The 631-nt window shown below is 56.3% G+C and carries 1 rRNA gene; it reads left to right on the top strand.

Features of this window, described 5'->3' with window-relative positions:
* Positions 1 to 15: 15 nt before the first annotated feature.
* Positions 16 to 631 (top strand): 23S ribosomal RNA (locus H1S01_RS20625); the annotation flags it as partial.

Raw genomic sequence — 631 nt, 5'->3', positions numbered from 1 at the left:
AAAGCGCAATTATAAGGTCAAGTTAGTAAGGGCATACGGTGGATGCCTAGGCGCTGAGAGGCGAAGAAGGGCGCGGACAGCTGCGAAAAGCCACGGAGAGCCGCAAGCAGGCGTAGACCCGTGGATACCCGAATGGGGCAACCCGTCCGGAGTCATATCCGGACATCGTACACTGAATTCATAGGTGTGCGAAGCCAACCCGGGGAACTGAAACATCTAAGTACCCGGAGGAAAAGAAATCAACTGAGATTCCCCTAGTAGCGGCGAGCGAACGGGGAAGAGCCTAAACCGTCTCTTCGGAGGCGGGGTTGCGGGACCTTCATAGTGAGTGAATCATCCTAGTCGAAGCGGTCTGGAAAGGCCCGGCACAGCAGGTAACACCCCTGTAGGCGAAAGGACGAGACATTCCGAAGGGATCCCAAGTACCGCGGGGCACGTGAAATCCCGTGGGAATCTGGGGGGACCACCCTCCAAGGCTAAATACTCCTCAGCGACCGATAGTGAACCAGTACCGTGAGGGAAAGGTGAAAAGCACCCCGGAAGGGGAGTGAAACAGAACCTGAACCCGTATGCTTACAAGCAGTCGGAGCCATTCGTGGTGACGGCGTGCCTTTTGTAGAATGAACCGGCG

Source organism: Heliobacterium chlorum (assembly GCF_014502795.1).
Lineage (GTDB): Bacteria > Bacillota > Desulfitobacteriia > Heliobacteriales > Heliobacteriaceae > Heliobacterium > Heliobacterium chlorum.
The sequence above is the reverse complement of the archived record's forward strand: the minus strand, read 5'-3'. Positions and strand labels throughout refer to the sequence as shown.